We start from the raw sequence: 14,166 nt of genomic DNA, 5'->3' as shown, positions 1-14,166 counted from the left end.
GTTCTTATTGAAAATTCCTAGTAGCTTGTATCATTTTTTTCTCCCTCCCTTAATATATATAAAATTAGCAAGCCATATCGAGTGGATTTTCTAACGATAAGAAATGTAATTCTACTAAGAGTGAACTTTCACGCGGGACGGACTCTTATAGGATTTGTAACGTATAGATACAGTCCTTTAGAGCAGGGATAAAAGGGGGGACAAAAGTGATTGAAATTTGCTTCGAAGAAAAAAATGATGCTATGCACGTATATAGACAACTACTGAAAAGAGCGGAATTGTTATATAAGGAAACGAGTGTGTATTTACAGGAACAAAAAGTGGTGATTCACATACCAGTATGTGAATCAAATTATATTGAAAAGATTTTATTGCCAGTAATGGTATATTTCATTGTGAATGTGAAACAAAATGAGTGGATATATACAATCTTAACAGAGAAGTTTTTTTATGAAGAAGAGGAAGAGTGCCATCAAATATTGCATATGGCACAAGAGATTTTAAAAGGAAGAAGAAAAGGAATTGCTCGTGAATTAACACGTCACACATTTGAATCATATATTAAATCCTCTTTAAATAACTGGCTTTGTGATCCGCTTTCATTCTCGTTTTCATCATATGTTCGTTTTCGTCTTCGTACATATAGGGAAATGGTAGCTAAGCTTGCTGAAGTGGCAATTGATGAGTATAAGTTAGAACAAGAATATCAAATGTTTATTGAGACGCTCCGGCAACAAGTCCGTAGCCGGAAATCACGTTTGTCATGTGTACATCTTATTTTTGATGAAAGTTTTATTTTCTATGATGATAAAGGTAGACGTTTAAAACAAGAGAAATTGGTTCAATATATAGATGAAGACTTATTAAAACAAAAGGATGTATATATTGATACGAAAGTAATTGCACCACTTCTGTCTATTTCGCCGAAAAAAATTTATTTATATACGAAAGAACAAGACCATAATATGATTATTACTTTGCGAAATGTATTTCAAGAACGGGTACAATTACATGGATTACATGAGTTTGAGCGCAATGTGAAAAATTTAAAAAATAAAGGTAACGCCCTTGATTTTCTAAGTTTTTGAGCATATAATTACCTACATAAATGAAATATATTGAAATGTCATGATGAGGACATGAGTAGTTTTCTACGATTTTCAGAGAGGGAAGCCTTAGGGTGTGAGCTTCCTAGTACGGGATTATTACTTACCACCTCTAAACTTTAGCAGTGAACGATTCTTCTAGTAATTGCTAACGGACAACACCGTTATGTTGAACTTGAGCAATTAACAATAATGTTAATTGGAACAAGGGTGGAACCACGAATTCAACACTCGTCCCTTTTTACGGGATGAGTGTTTTTTATTTTGAGAAAAAGAGGAGTGACCAGTGATGGCAGATGTAGTTAAAATTACTTTCCCTGATGGAGCTGTGAAGGAGTTTCCAAAAGGCGTAACAACTGAAGAAATCGCAGCTTCTATTAGCCCAGGCTTAAAGAAAAAAGCTGTGGCTGGAAAATTAAACGATGAGATGATTGATCTTGTTACACCAATCGAAGAAGATGGTGCAGTTTCTATCATTACATTAGATTCTGAAGATGGCTTATATATTTTACGCCACTCAACAGCTCACCTTTTAGCACAAGCGTTAAAACGTTTATATAAAGATGTTAAGGTTGAGCTTGGCATTGGTCCGGTAATTGAAAATGGCTTCTACTACGATATTGATATGGAAGAAGCAATTACAGTTGAAGACTTCAAGAAAATCGAAAAAGAAATGCAAAAAATTGTGAACGAGAACTTAGAAATCGTTCGTCATGAAGTACCACGTGCAGAAGCAATTCGTCGTTTTGAAGAAATCGGCGACGAGTTAAAATTAGATTTAATTAACGATCTTCCAGAAGATGCAGTTATTTCAATCTATGAGCAAGGCGAATTCTTCGACCTTTGCCGTGGTGTCCACCTTCCATCTACAGGGAAAATTAAAGTATTTAAATTATTAAGCGTTGCGGGTGCTTACTGGCGCGGCGATAGCAATAATAAAATGTTACAACGTATTTACGGTACTGCATTCGTTAAGAAAGCAGAATTAGATGAGCATTTACGTATGCTTGAAGAAGCGAAAGAGCGCGATCACCGTAAATTAGGTAAAGAATTAAAACTATTTACTAATAGCCAAAAAGTAGGACAAGGTTTACCACTTTGGTTACCAAAGGGTGCAACAATCCGCCGCATTATCGAGCGTTACATCGTTGATAAAGAAGCAAGCTTAGGCTATGATCACGTATACACTCCAGTACTAGGAAGCAGAGAGCTTTATGAAACTTCTGGTCACTGGAACCACTACCGTGATGGTATGTTCCCATCAATGGAAATGGATAATGAAGAGTTAGTTCTTCGTCCAATGAACTGTCCTCACCACATGATGGTTTATAAAAACGATATTCACAGCTACCGTGAATTACCAATCCGTATTGCGGAACTTGGAACAATGCACCGCTATGAAATGTCAGGTGCGTTATCTGGATTACAACGTGTACGCGGAATGACTTTAAACGATGCGCACATTTTCGTACGCCCAGATCAAATTAAAGAAGAATTAAAACGTGTTGTAAACTTAACTCTAGAAGTGTACAAAGATTTCGGTTTAGAGAACTACTCATTCCGTCTATCTTATCGCGACCCAGCAGATACTAAAAAGTACTATGCTGATGATGAGATGTGGGAAAAGGCACAAGGTATGTTAAAAGAAGCTATGGATGAAATGGGTCTTGATTACTATGAAGCTGAAGGTGAAGCGGCATTCTACGGTCCAAAACTTGACGTTCAAGTTCGTACTGCTCTTGGAAAAGACGAAACACTTTCAACTGTACAATTAGACTTCTTACTTCCAGAACGCTTTGAACTAGCTTACGTTGGTGAAGACGGTAAACAACACCGTCCAGTTGTAATTCACCGTGGTGTTGTATCAACTATGGAACGTTTCGTAGCATTCTTAATTGAAGAATACAAAGGTGCATTCCCAACTTGGTTAGCTCCAGTTCAAGTGCAAGTAATTCCAGTTTCTCCACAAGTACATTTAGACTATGCGAAGAAAGTACAAGACGAATTACGCCGTGCTGGTATGCGTGTTGAATTAGATACTCGTGAAGAGAAAATTGGTTACAAAATCCGTGAAGCACAAATGCAAAAAATTCCGTACATGCTTGTAGTAGGTGACAATGAAGTAACTGAAAACGGCGTAAACGTACGTAAATACGGTGAACAAAAATCAGAAACAATCGCATTAGATGCTTTTGTTGATATGATTAAAGTAGAAGGAAAACGATAAGAAAAAGCCGCGGTATACCGCGGCTTTTCTATGTAATATAAGTAAGAGGAATTAGAAAAAAAAACCATGTAATACTTATCGTAAAAAAGTATTGCAAGTATGTTAGTTGTTTGTTACAATATTTCTTGTTGTTAGTAAAACACATCGCGTCTTCTTGACAGACGTCATGTCCTATGATAAACTCATCAAGGATAATAGAATATTGTTTTGTGGAACAAGTAGAAGCACCCGCTTCTCACCTGATGGACGCATTCGCAGTTTACAGGTAAATGTATTTCTTACTTAAGATTTTACAAGTGTGGGTGTCGTATGCCCGCACTTTTTTTGTCGGGTTCTATGACTACAAACTATGTTCTGAGAAAACCTTGGAGGTGGCTTACTATTAGCAAGGATATGATGATTAACGAGCAAATTCGTGCACGTGAAGTACGTTTAGTTGGTGCAAATGGCGATCAACTTGGAATCAAGTCTCGTAATGACGCTTTAGACTTAGCTGCAAATCTTAATCTTGATTTAGTATTAGTTGCTCCAAATGCGAAACCGCCAGTATGCCGCATTATGGACTACGGTAAATTCCGCTTTGAGCAACAGAAGAAAGAAAAAGAACAGCGCAAAAATCAAAAAGTAATTAGCATGAAAGAAGTTCGTTTAAGTCCAACAATTGATGAACACGACTTTAACACAAAACTTCGTAATGCTATCAAGTTTTTAGAGAAAGGCGACAAGGTTAAAGCGTCAATTCGCTTTAAAGGACGTGCCATTACTCATAAAGAAATCGGTCAACGTGTTTTAGATCGCTTCTCAGAAGCTTGTGCTGAAGTTAGTACAATCGAATCTAAGCCTAAAATGGAAGGACGCAGTATGTTCTTAGTTTTAGCACCGAAAAACGATAAGTAATAGATAGAGGAGGAAATACCTATGCCTAAACAAAAAACTCATCGCGGCGCTGCAAAGCGTTTCAAAAAGACTGGATCAGGTAAACTGAAACGTTCTCACGCTTACACAAGCCATTTATTCGCTAACAAATCTACAAAAGCTAAACGTAAACTACGTAAAGCTGGTGTAGTAAGCGCTGGTGACTTCAAACGCATTCGTCAAATGCTTGACAACTTAAAATAAGTTCGGCTGATATATAGAACAATTAGGAGGTAATATTATGCCAAGAGTAAAAGGTGGTACAGTTACTCGTCAACGTCGTAAAAAAGTAATTAAATTAGCAAAAGGTTACTACGGTTCAAAAAATACATTATTCAAGGTTGCTAACCAACAGGTTATGAAATCTCTAATGTATGCATTCCGTGACCGCCGTCAAAAGAAACGTGACTTCCGTAAATTATGGATTACACGTATCAACGCAGCAGCTCGTATGAATGGTCTTTCTTACAGCCGCTTAATGCACGGTCTTAAAAATGCTGGCATCGAAGTTAACCGCAAGATGCTTGCTGACTTAGCTGTTCATGACGAAAAAGCTTTCGCTGAATTAGCAACAGTTGCAAAAAACAACATTAACTAATTAATTAGTTGAAACCTTAGAAGATTTTTCTTCTAAGGTTTTTTTATTTGTATGCAAAGAGAAGTGTGTCGTTATCGATATGACAAAATCAATATAAAAGTTATAGCAATATAGAAGAATATGCATATGAAGTCAGGAGAATCCTCCTGGCTTCTTTTAATTATCATCCTCTGGAAAGAAGAGTAGCTTTCCTACCTGAAACGACACTGCTATAATGGAAAGATGATATGGAACTTTCATCAGATAAAATAATATTTTTATTAGTGGACAATCCACGTATAATGATTAACTACCACCAATCGGAGTGAACAATCTAATCGTGATGATTGAAACGTATTTGTAAATTAAGGACAAGCTATTTTGTAAAGAGGTAAATGGCTGACTTATTAATAAGAAACGAAAAAAATAATGAACTTTGAGATGAAACAACATTGTTGCGTAAAATGCGATGTTGGAGGAGGACAATAGAGTGGACTTACTACAACTATTTAAATTACAAAAAGAATTAGATGACCGTATTGCGAAAGAACATGACTTACAACCGAAAAAATTGTTAAAAGAGAAAATGTTAGCTCTTCTTGTAGAAATTGGAGAACTTGCAAATGAAACACGTTGTTTTAAATATTGGAGCAACAAACCAGCATCAGAACGTGAAGTAATATTAGAAGAATACGTAGATGGTTTGCATTTTATTTTATCAATCGGAATTGATTTAGGTATTGATAAAAACTTCTTATTCTATAAGTGTGCACAGACGAATAAAACACAAGTGGAAATTTTCTTAGACACATATGCGAAGGTGATTCGTTTTACGGATCAACCATCTATTACGAACTATATTGAATTATTTACAAGCTACCTTCGACTTGGACAAGCGCTTGAGTTTGAACAAGAAGAGATTGAAAAGGCATATTTAGATAAAAACGAAGTAAATCATCAGCGTCAAACACAAGGATACTAAGTTAATTTTTGAATATTTCAATTTCCTTTTGTATAATGAAGTGAATGAAGAAAAAGGAGGGTGTTGGCAATGACAAAATTAGACGAAACATTGACAATGCTAAAAGAATTAACAGATGCGCGTGGTATTGCGGGTAACGAGCGTGAACCACGTGAAGTAATGAAGAAATATATTGAGCCGTTTGCGGACGAACTTTCTACTGATAATTTAGGAAGTTTAGTTGCGAAAAAAGTAGGGGAAGAGAACGGCCCAAAAATTATGGTTGCAGGTCATTTAGATGAAGTTGGCTTTATGATTACACAAATTGATGACAAAGGTTTCCTTCGTTTCCAAACGGTTGGTGGCTGGTGGTCACAAGTTATGCTTGCACAACGGGTAACAATTGTAACGCGTACAGGAGATGTAACAGGTGTTATCGGTTCAAAACCACCTCATATCTTACCTCCAGAAGCGCGTAAAAAGCCAGTTGACATTAAAGACATGTTCATCGATATTGGTGCTTCTAGTCAAGAAGAGGCAATGGAGTGGGGCGTACGACCAGGAGATCAAGTTGTACCTTATTTTGAATTCCAAGTAATGAAGAATGAAAAAATGCTACTTGCAAAAGCATGGGATAACCGAATTGGTTGTGCAATTGCAATTGACGTATTAAAACAATTAAAAGATGAAAAGCATCCAAACGTTGTATACGGCGTAGGGACTGTACAAGAAGAAGTCGGTCTTCGTGGTGCAAAAACATCTGCAAACTATATTAAACCGGATATCGCGTTCGCGGTAGATGTTGGTATTGCTGGTGACACACCTGGTGTAACATCAAAAGAAGCGCAAAGTAAAATGGGTGATGGACCACAGATCATTTTATATGATGCTTCTGTTATTGGTCATACAGGTTTACGTGACTTTGTAGTTGATGTTGCTGATGAATTACAAATTCCATACCAATATGATTCAGTAGCGGGCGGTGGAACGGATGCAGGTGCAATTCATATTGCTGTAAATGGTATTCCGTCTATGGCAATTACGATTGCAACCCGTTACATTCATTCTCATGCGGCAATGTTACACCGTGATGATTATGAAAATGCAGTGAAGTTAATTGTAGAAGTTATTAAACGTCTTGATAAAGAGGCTGTACATAACATTACATTTAATTGATAGAAAAAGCGAAGGAGCCTCTCCTTCGCTTTTTTGTGTTTTAAAAAGGTCGTTCTAATCCCGCGGCAGTATGAGCCCCTAAAATGATTAAACGAGTTAATTGCATGGCCATAAAATGTGGGGTATATATCATCCCTTTTTTTAGCCATGACATAATCATGCCGAGGTGGGCACCAGTAACATAACTAAGGAGAATATCACGTGGAACCATTAGTTTTTCATCGTTAGGCTGTGCAATAGAGAGGCTTAATGTTAAATGTGTTTGAATTGCTTTCATCATCTTATACGTATAGTTTCCAGCAGCTTTATCACCAAGCATGACGTTATAGAAGTTCGCATTTTCTGCGATATGTTCAAATAAAGCCAAGAAATTTGGGTGTGGTGAATCAAATGTAAGTTGAAAATCTTCTTTATTTCTATTTTTTGGTTTAATAACTTCTGTTAGCTTCTCTAACATTTCTTCAATGCTTTTGTCTAATAAGTCATATTTATCGTGGTAATGGCTATAAAACGTAGCACGATTTACAGGAGCACGTTCTGCAATATGTTGAACAGTTACATTTTCAAACCCTTTTTCGCCTACTAAAGCGACAAAAGCATCCTGTATGAGTTGTCTCGTCCGTTTTACACGTGGATCATTTGTATTTTTAATAGACATTTTTACTTCACCTCGTTTAATTTTCTGTATTTAAACAACATATTGGTATCATATTGTTGTTTAAGCGACATTTCGTACGTGAATTGTCGGTTGTAGATTTGAAATAATTATTTATAATTATAAACGATAGTCCTTCAGAAATCAGCACCGCTCGCAGGTAGATAAATTTCGATTTACACTGCAGATGGTGTGATTTTTTTGTTTAAAAGTTAATATAATTAACAATTAAACAATCTAAACAATAAGGACGTAAATAGTTTAGAAAAAAATTATATGCGATATAAGGAGAGGAATGCAATGAATCAGTTTCGAAGAATGGTGATTATCAACATTATCACATTAATTGTACTAGTTGGTGGTGGTATTGGTGGTTATTACTATTACAATCAAGCGGAAAATTACTTAAAAACAGACAATGCAAAAATTGATGGAAAGGTAATTCCGATTGCATCACCAGTAGCAGGGAAATTAACTGACTGGAAAGCTGAAGTAGGTAAGAACTACAACGAGAATGATAAATTAGGTGCTGTCACTGTAGCAGCAGCGAATGGAGAACAAACAGTAGATGTAACAATTCCACAAAATGCAACAGTTGTACAATCAAACGCAACAACAAATGCTTTCGTTGGAGCAGGTAGCCCGATTGCTTATGCATTTGATATGAACAATTTATGGGTAACAGCAAATATTGAAGAAACAGATGTTGATGATGTTCAAAAAGGTCAAGATGTAGATGTGTATGTAGATGCATACCCAGATACAACGTTAACAGGAAAAGTAGAACAAGTTGGCTTAACAACAGCGAACACATTCTCTATGTTGCCATCAAGCAACGCAACAGCGAACTATACGAAAGTAACACAAGTAGTACCAGTTAAAATTTCTTTAGATCATAGCAAATCAGTAAATATTGTTCCTGGCATGAATGTGACAGTTCGTATTCATAAGTAAGGGGGAGATGAGATGTCCTCAATTGTAATTGCAGGATATGCACTATTTTGTATAATCGTCTTCTTCCTTGTAAATCGTCTTTTACGAAAGAAAAAAACGAAAATGGGAGAAGAACAAGTCCCAGCCGTAAGTAAAATAGAAGTAAGTAAAGTTGAAACAGAAGAGAAAGACATTGAACGAAAGCAAGAACCGGAAATTTCTAATGTAGTTGAGTTGGAAACAGGAAAGCAAGAAGAAGTAAAACAAGAAAAAGAAGTGCCGAAAAAACAAATGTCTATGCCTGTAGAGAATGTGAACGTAAAAGCAGTGGTAGCTGTATTAATTCTCGGCATGTTCGTTTCTATTTTAAACCAAACAATCATTAACGTTGCATTGCCTCCGTTAATGAATGAATTTAACGTATCAACTTCAACAGCACAATGGTTAATTACAGGCTTCATGCTTGTAAATGGTATTTTAGTACCGATTAGTGCCTTTTTAGTTTCACGATTTACGTATCGTAAATTATTCGTAGCAGCAATGTTATTCTTCACGGTAGGATCTATCATTTGTGCTACTTCAGGAAACTTTACAATGATGATGACGGGCCGTGTTATTCAAGCGGTTGGCGCGGGTATTTTAATGCCGGTTGGTATGAATATCTTCATGACACTATTCCCGCCTCATAAGCGCGGAGCAGCGATGGGATTACTAGGCGTAGCAATGATTTTAGCACCAGCTATCGGACCAACTGTAACAGGTTGGGTAATTGAAAATTACAGCTGGAACTTAATGTTCTATGCGATGTTTATTATCGGTTTAATTATTACGTTCCTATCTTTAAAATTCTTTACACTAGCTCAGCCAGTGTCTAACACGAAATTAGATATATTCGGTGTGGTTAGTTCAAGTATTGGACTAGGAAGCTTATTGTACGGATTTAGTGAAGCTGGAAACAATAGTTGGACTAGTGCCGAAGTTGTTATTTCACTTATTATCGGTGTAATTGGTTTAGCGTTATTTATTTGGAGAGAGTTAACAACGGATAATAAAATGCTTGATTTACAAGTATTTAAATACCCGGTATTTACTTTTACTTTAGTAATTAACGCAATCGTTACGATGGCATTATTCGGAGGTATGTTATTACTTCCGGTATATCTGCAAAACATTCGTGGCTTTACGCCAATTGAATCTGGTTTACTACTTCTTCCAGGATCATTAATTATGGGGATCATGGGACCAGTAGCGGGTAAATTATTCGATAAATATGGCATTCGTCCATTAGCGATAATTGGATTGGCAATTACGACGTATGCGACATATGAATTTACAAAATTATCGATGGATACACCGTATAGCGTTATTATGACGGATTATATTATACGCTCAATTGGTATGTCATTCATTATGATGCCAATTATGACAGCTGGTATGAACGCGCTACCGATGAAATTAATTTCTCACGGTACAGCAACGCAAAATACGTCAAGACAAGTAGCTGGTTCAATTGGAACAGCGATATTAATCACGCTTATGACGCAACAAACGACTGCGCATGTAGCAGATTATGGAAACATGTTAACAACGTCAAATCCAATTTTAGTTGATAAAGTGCATGGCATGGGGCAAAGCTTAGCGGCCTTAGCTGGCTCAGCGCAAGCAGGAGATGCGATGAGCACGCAACTATTATTTGGACAAATTTCGAAGTTATCTGCAATTAACGGTATTAACGATGCCTTCTTAATTGCAACGATACTCGCAGGGATTGCTTGGGTGTTATCGTTCTTCTTACCATCAGGCAATAAACCAAATAGAAAAGCAGGGAATTAATTTCCCTGCTTTTTTGTGTTTTTTTACGTAGTTAGATATAAAAGATGATAACCAGTTACGGAGCACAGCCCTGTTATAACCAAAATTGTCCCCATAGAACGAATACTTGATATTTGTCTTCCGCTTATAATAGCTAATAGTCCAGCTAAAGAGAAGAAGAACCAATATAAAGTTCCCGAAATTGGAACCATCCCCTCTAAATCTATTCCATAACCTATACAAATGATAGGAACAACGATAAGAGATATGCTAATTAAACCAGCTATAATAGTAAGTAATTTACGATATTTCATACCAGCAATAATTAAAAAAATGCCGACGATGAATTCGCATAACATCAAAGTAAGAGCTAAAATCATCCAAGTTAATATTCCAAACACTTTTGCATTACCTCCGATTTGTAGGTTGATAAAAAATATTATATATAGAATGAATCACCTACAGACATGAGTAACCAGAAGATAACCCCTAATATACCAGCGATAAAAATAATGAATCCCATATTACGGATACTTTTAATTTTTGCTTGTAATCCACTTATTCCAGCTAATAATCCAGTTAAAGAAAACAGTATCCAATATAAAGTAGTTGAAATAGGAAGGATTGTATTGCCCTCCATTCCCATGCCCCAAAAAACAAAAGGTAGTGTGACAAAGGAAAAGCTAAGTAGCCCCATTAAACCGACAAATAATTTACGGTGTTTCACGCTAGTAACAATTAAAAAAATACCACCAAAAAATCCGCATAAAACAAGAAGTGGCATATAAATAACCCAAAGTAAGCTCAACATATGTAATCTCCTTCTGTGTAATCAGTTATATTTTACTACATGAGGTTTATTTTGGATATTATTAATAAATATGTATAAATTGATAGAAATGAGTAATAACGATACGAATTAATAGATGTAGAGCATGAGAGAGAGGAGGAGACATATGAAAATTACAGAAGAAAATGTGGTGAATCAGCTAAGGAAAAGGAACGAAAAAGCATTAGATTTTATTATTGACCAGTACAGCGGACTAATAAAAAGTATTATTCAGAAGCATTTAGCTTCGTTTGAAGATGTGCAAGAGGAATGTATGGACGATGTGTTATTGGTAATTTGGAATCATATTGAAGAGTATGATGAAGAGAAAAATACGCTAAAAAATTGGATTGCAGCTATTACAAAATATAAATCTATCGATTATGCGAGAAAATATACGAAGACAGTAAATGAAAAAGGAATAGATCAAATAGATGAAATAGCGGTACATACCGATACTACTAAAAGAGAAATTAGTAATGATATGGAACATATATTAAATCATTTAAAGAAGAACGATAAAGAAATCTTTATGTTGCATTACGTGGAAGAAGAGTTTGAAGTTGTTATAAAAGAGTAAAGAGAGGTATCGTGATGATACCTCTCTTTATCCTAAAAAGGCTAACATATTATTTATAATATGAAGTAATATAGCTGGAATAATGGATTTTGTTTTTTTACATAAAATTGCCATAAATAGACCCATGATGAACATACTAAACATCACACCAGTTGAGTATATATGACCTATTCCGAAGAGGAAACTAGACCCAAGTGCTGCAATCCAAAAGGGGAAGCGCTGTTGTAGGAAGTGAAGAATAATGCCGCGAACTATAAGTTCTTCAAAAATAGGTACAAGTATAGCGCCACCTATTAGCAATAACAGTTTGTATTGTTTTAACATTTCTAGGTCTAAAGCGGATGACTGTTCTTTTACCGCATCAGGAAAAATATTATTAATGATAAATATATCATTAACGATATGTAGTCCGTAAAAAAGGATTATATAGATGTAGGTGCTTACTTTTTTTAATGCTGTAAAGTTTAGTGTTGGGACAATTAAATTTCTTAACGGTTTATATGCATAAATTAAAATTAATAAAATGCACAATACAAATAAATGCCTTCCAAAAGTAGTAAGTGATTTTGCTAAAGCAATTTGTTTTGGATCGGTTAAACTGTCTGTATAAATAACGGTAGGAAGACCTATAAAGAGATCAGCTAGAAATCCTGTTCCCCAAATCGCGAAAACGAGCGAAAATAGAAATTGTGAGAGTGACATAGGATGTTTTTGTGGGTAAGTTAGTTGCGTGGCTTGTATAATAGTGAATCACCTATCCTTTTTTATTAAATAGTTATATATAAAGATTATAGAATATTTATGCAAAAAAGTCATCATTGTAGTAAAAAGATATGTTGAAGCTACTATTTACAGACATTAATAATTTTATATAGATGTTCTGTACAAATGGTTTGTCTAAAAGTGTTAACAGAAGAGTTTATAATTGTGATAAAAGAGTAAAGAGAGGTATTGTGATACCTCTCTCTTAATATAAAAAAGCGATTACGTTGGTTAAAATGTGTAATAGGACAGCTGGAATAATAGATTTAGTTTTTTTGTACAATAAACAAGCGAAAATTCCAGTAACAAATGCACTAAACATAACTCCCACAGAGTAGACATGAGCAATACCGAAAATTAAACTTGAGAGGATTACAGCTATCCAAAAGGTAAACTTCTCTTCGAAAAAACGAAGAAGAATCCCTCTGCATACAAGCTCTTCAAAAATAGGGGCAAAAATCCCACTAGCTAGAAGTAAGAGAAGTGGATAGTGCTCTAGTGTTGAAAGTTGTAATGCATCAGACTGTTCTTGTACGGATGAAGGGAATAATTTATCTAGCACAAACATATCTACAAACAAGGTGATTACATAATAAATAAGAACATAGATGTACATCCGAAAAGATTTTAAAACTCGAAAATCGAATGTAGGTAATACTAGTTCTTTCAGTGGTCTATATTTCGTGATAAATGCAATTAGTAAAAGTAAGGCAACTAATTCGTAACTTACATTTTTTATAGAATCAAGCAAAAATTTATTTGTATTTGGGTTAATGTATCCGTATAACTCAATAGGTAAAAATGTAAGAATTATATTTATTAATGAGAGACATGGAAAGAGAATGAATAAAACTCCAAGAAATTGTAACCATGACATAGAGTAGTTCTGTTCATTAGAAAGTTGTGTAGCAGATTGCATATGTAAAATCACCTCTTTATATTTGTATATTTAATTATAGAACATCTTGTTTTCGGGTGTAACATTTAAATATTACATATAAAGGTGTATTTTCCATAAAATAATAAAAGAGGTATCACCCTATAGTGATGCCTCTTTCTTATTGATAACTATGTTCTGCTTTGTTATTTGATTTTGATTGTTCTATTTGTAATTCACGCTCTACCAATCGGTCTAATTGCTGAATTGCTTTTAATGCTTTTTCATAAGAAATTGTTCGATAATGATGCGCTCCGCCCGGTTCTTCATCTGCTTCGTCTGCCCATTTAATAATATTTTGAAGAGACGTTCTTTCAATTTCTTGTTCCACTAAGAAAGAATCTGTATGAAGAAGAATTGCGATAGAAATTTCTTTTGCTAGTTTAGGGTGCTCTCCTAATCTAATAAGCAATTTATGAGCTCTTTCTGCTCCTTTAATTGCGTGTATATCATTCTTTTTATATAAATCATAGTCCCATTCGCCGCCTGTGTACCACGTATGATGTCCGATATCATGAAGGAAACCGGCTTTTGTCGCAGCATCGACTGAGGCGTGATGCTTTTTAGCTAAGTGAAACGCATGGTAAGCGACAGCGATCGCGTGGACCATCCCAGAACGATTTACGTATTTTTGTGTAATGTGGTGTTTAAAAATTTGTTCAAGCGTAATACGGTGCATAAAACATTCACTCCTTT

15 protein-coding genes, 1 pseudogene and 2 other annotated features are annotated in these 14,166 nt (G+C 35.3%); of the genes and pseudogenes, 10 read left to right on the top strand and 6 right to left on the bottom strand.

The genetic code is table 11. The features are described 5' to 3' along the window. Positions 1-206: 206 nt before the first annotated feature. The 7 genes from ytxC to ACTFNE_RS04335 all read left to right on the top strand — a co-directional run bounded on the left by ytxC (position 207) and on the right by ACTFNE_RS04335 (position 6,962). The gene (gene ytxC / locus ACTFNE_RS04365; RefSeq protein ID WP_046198154.1) at positions 207-1,088 is read left to right on the top strand and encodes a putative sporulation protein YtxC; all 882 of its coding nucleotides are present in this window, start codon (positions 207-209) and stop codon (positions 1,086-1,088) included. 31 nt (positions 1,089-1,119) lie between these two features. Further along, positions 1,120-1,348, top strand: a binding site (T-box leader). A gap of 47 nt (positions 1,349-1,395) precedes the next feature. Then, positions 1,396-3,333, top strand: a complete 1,938-nt coding sequence (thrS, locus tag ACTFNE_RS04360; protein ID WP_000786082.1) for a threonine--tRNA ligase — start codon at positions 1,396-1,398, stop codon at positions 3,331-3,333. A gap of 210 nt (positions 3,334-3,543) precedes the next feature. Continuing rightward, positions 3,544-3,664 (top strand) — a sequence feature (ribosomal protein L20 leader region). Between the two features lie 62 nt (positions 3,665-3,726). Then, positions 3,727-4,230: a translation initiation factor IF-3 gene (gene infC / locus ACTFNE_RS04355; protein ID WP_000973214.1), complete on the top strand. Its 504-nt coding sequence runs from the start codon at positions 3,727-3,729 to the stop codon at positions 4,228-4,230. Positions 4,231-4,251: 21 nt separating this feature from the next. Further along, positions 4,252-4,452 (top strand): 50S ribosomal protein L35, encoded by a 201-nt coding sequence (gene rpmI, locus ACTFNE_RS04350; protein WP_001125945.1) that lies wholly within the window; start codon positions 4,252-4,254, stop codon positions 4,450-4,452. Between the two features lie 37 nt (positions 4,453-4,489). Further along, positions 4,490-4,846, top strand: a complete 357-nt coding sequence (rplT, locus tag ACTFNE_RS04345; RefSeq protein WP_001138362.1) for a 50S ribosomal protein L20 — start codon at positions 4,490-4,492, stop codon at positions 4,844-4,846. Positions 4,847-5,315: 469 nt separating this feature from the next. After that, complete coding sequence (locus ACTFNE_RS04340) at positions 5,316-5,807, top strand: dUTP diphosphatase (protein ID WP_000365050.1); 492 nt, start codon at positions 5,316-5,318, stop codon at positions 5,805-5,807. A 69-nt stretch (positions 5,808-5,876) separates the two neighbouring features. Continuing rightward, positions 5,877-6,962 carry a M42 family metallopeptidase gene (locus ACTFNE_RS04335; RefSeq protein WP_042514634.1) on the top strand — a complete coding sequence of 362 codons (1,086 nt, stop codon included), beginning with the start codon at positions 5,877-5,879 and terminating at the stop codon, positions 6,960-6,962. 40 nt (positions 6,963-7,002) lie between these two features. On the opposite strand, the gene ACTFNE_RS04330 is transcribed toward ACTFNE_RS04335, so the two are convergent. Beyond that, positions 7,003-7,620, bottom strand: a complete 618-nt coding sequence (locus ACTFNE_RS04330) for a TetR/AcrR family transcriptional regulator (RefSeq protein ID WP_000023669.1) — start codon at positions 7,618-7,620, stop codon at positions 7,003-7,005. A 297-nt stretch (positions 7,621-7,917) separates the two neighbouring features. Here ACTFNE_RS04330 and ACTFNE_RS04325 point away from each other — a divergent pair, with 297 nt between their 5' ends. Both ACTFNE_RS04325 and ACTFNE_RS04320 read left to right on the top strand, forming a co-directional pair. Beyond that, positions 7,918-8,571 carry an HlyD family secretion protein gene (locus tag ACTFNE_RS04325; protein ID WP_001071404.1) on the top strand — a complete coding sequence of 218 codons (654 nt, stop codon included), beginning with the start codon at positions 7,918-7,920 and terminating at the stop codon, positions 8,569-8,571. 12 nt (positions 8,572-8,583) lie between these two features. Further along, entirely contained in the window at positions 8,584-10,383 is a 1,800-nt protein-coding gene (locus tag ACTFNE_RS04320) for a DHA2 family efflux MFS transporter permease subunit (RefSeq protein WP_095843180.1), read from the top strand. Between the two features lie 23 nt (positions 10,384-10,406). On the opposite strand, the gene ACTFNE_RS04315 is transcribed toward ACTFNE_RS04320, so the two are convergent. Together ACTFNE_RS04315 and ACTFNE_RS04310 are read right to left on the bottom strand one after the other, a co-directional pair. Continuing rightward, complete coding sequence (locus ACTFNE_RS04315; protein ID WP_270705106.1) at positions 10,407-10,763, bottom strand: ammonia permease; 357 nt, start codon at positions 10,761-10,763, stop codon at positions 10,407-10,409. Between the two features lie 38 nt (positions 10,764-10,801). Beyond that, positions 10,802-11,173, bottom strand: a complete 372-nt coding sequence (locus ACTFNE_RS04310) for a DNA-binding protein (protein WP_270705107.1) — start codon at positions 11,171-11,173, stop codon at positions 10,802-10,804. Positions 11,174-11,318: 145 nt separating this feature from the next. On the opposite strand from ACTFNE_RS04310, the pseudogene ACTFNE_RS04305 reads away from it, so the two are divergent. Beyond that, positions 11,319-11,747, top strand: a pseudogene (locus ACTFNE_RS04305) (sigma-70 family RNA polymerase sigma factor); the annotation flags it as partial. A gap of 51 nt (positions 11,748-11,798) precedes the next feature. Here the strand turns inward: ACTFNE_RS04305 and ACTFNE_RS04300 are convergent. From ACTFNE_RS04300 to ACTFNE_RS04290, 3 genes are all read right to left on the bottom strand, one after another. Next, a complete protein-coding gene (locus ACTFNE_RS04300; RefSeq protein ID WP_270705108.1) occupies positions 11,799-12,473 on the bottom strand; it encodes a CPBP family intramembrane glutamic endopeptidase in 675 nt (224 codons plus the stop codon). A 265-nt stretch (positions 12,474-12,738) separates the two neighbouring features. Further along, the gene (locus tag ACTFNE_RS04295) at positions 12,739-13,452 is read right to left on the bottom strand and encodes a CPBP family intramembrane glutamic endopeptidase (protein WP_270705109.1); all 714 of its coding nucleotides are present in this window, start codon (positions 13,450-13,452) and stop codon (positions 12,739-12,741) included. A gap of 139 nt (positions 13,453-13,591) precedes the next feature. Beyond that, positions 13,592-14,149 (bottom strand): HD domain-containing protein, encoded by a 558-nt coding sequence (locus ACTFNE_RS04290; protein WP_000554788.1) that lies wholly within the window; start codon positions 14,147-14,149, stop codon positions 13,592-13,594. Positions 14,150-14,166 lie beyond the last annotated feature (17 nt).

The sequence above is a fragment of the Bacillus cereus group sp. MYBKT111-2 genome (genome assembly GCF_051915205.1).
GTDB lineage: Bacteria > Bacillota > Bacilli > Bacillales > Bacillaceae_G > Bacillus_A > Bacillus_A paranthracis.
The sequence above is the reverse complement of the archived record's forward strand: the minus strand, read 5'-3'. Positions and strand labels throughout refer to the sequence as shown.